2 protein-coding genes are annotated in these 1,230 nt (G+C 71.0%); one reads left to right on the forward strand and one right to left on the reverse strand.

The features are described from left to right. Window positions 1-413: pyridoxal-phosphate dependent enzyme (locus tag HUK84_RS19030; RefSeq protein ID WP_176641618.1), on the forward strand; the 413-nt coding region annotated here is incomplete at its 5' end. On the opposite strand, the gene HUK84_RS19035 is transcribed toward HUK84_RS19030, so the two are convergent. After that, the coding region (locus tag HUK84_RS19035) for an MFS transporter (RefSeq protein ID WP_176641619.1) at window positions 355-1,230 on the reverse strand (876 nt) is incomplete at its 5' end. The genes HUK84_RS19030 and HUK84_RS19035 overlap by 59 nt on opposite strands.

Raw genomic sequence — 1,230 nt, forward strand, 5'->3', positions numbered from 1 at the left:
CCGCAGGGCGCGCGCGGCCGCAAATCGTCCTGGCCGACCCCGAGGGATCGGGCCTGTACGGCTGGGTGAAGGCCAACGACCTGGGCATCGCCGGCAATTCCATCACCGAAGGGATCGGCCAGTCGCGGGTGACCGCCAACCTGGACGGCATCGCCATCGACGACGCCGAGCGCGTGCCCGACCCCGAGGCCCTGGACCTGATCTACGACCTGCTGATCCATGAGGGCCTGTCGGTCGGCGGATCGTCCGGCATCAATGTCGCCGCGGCGATCCGGGTGGCGCGGCGCCTCGGCCCGGGCCACCGGATCGTCACCATCCTGGCGGACGGCGGCAGCCGCTATCAGTCCAAGCTGTTCAATCCGTCCTTCCTGCGGGAACGGAACCTGCCGGTTCCCGCCTGGCTGGATCGCTGAGCGACGCGGCCGGCGCCCCGTTCCGGCGCCTGGTGTCGCCCATCAGCAGCCAGACCAGCAGCACGCAGACCAGCCCCGCCGCCGCCAGCAGCACGAACGCCAGCGGCGGCGAACGGTCGGCGACGGTGCCGGCCAGGGTGGTCGAGAAACTGGCCCCCGCCCCCATGGCCAGGCCCAGGATGCCCATGCACAGATTGAACCGCCCGCTGACCCGCGTCAGGTCGGCGGCGACCAGCGGCATCATGACCCCGAACGACGCCGAACTGATCCCGTCCAGGAGCTGAATCGCCACGATCAGATAGGGATTGGTCGTCGTGGCCAGCAGGGCGGCGCGCAACGGCAGGGCCGCGAAAGTGACCAGCATCACCGGGCGGCGGCCGATCGTCTCGGCCAGCCGGCCGACATGCGGCGACAGGACGGCGCCGACCAGTTGCGGCAGCAGGATGCACGCGGCGATGACGATTTCGGCGATATTGCCCGCATCCTTCGTCACCTGCCCGGCCGCCAGCGACAGGATGCCGGCGTTGGAAAGATGGAAGAACGCGACGCAGACGGCGAACGAGAACAGCCGCCTGTCCCGCAGCAGATCCCAGACCCGTCCCATCTCGCGCGGGGCGCGCTCCCCCTCGGCCAGGGCCGCCGTGTTGACCGAGGCCGCGGGCTCGGTGCGCTCGATCATCATCAGCGCCAGCAATCCCGGCACCGCCAGGGCGGCGCCGAGGAAGAACGTGGCCTGGGGCGACACCCAGTAGCCCACCGCCCCCATCAGGCCGGCGGCGATCGCGTTGCCCACCGCCGCGAAGCTGGCATTGCGGCC

Source organism: Nguyenibacter vanlangensis (assembly GCF_013376155.1).
Taxonomy (GTDB): Bacteria; Pseudomonadota; Alphaproteobacteria; order Acetobacterales; family Acetobacteraceae; genus Gluconacetobacter; species Gluconacetobacter vanlangensis.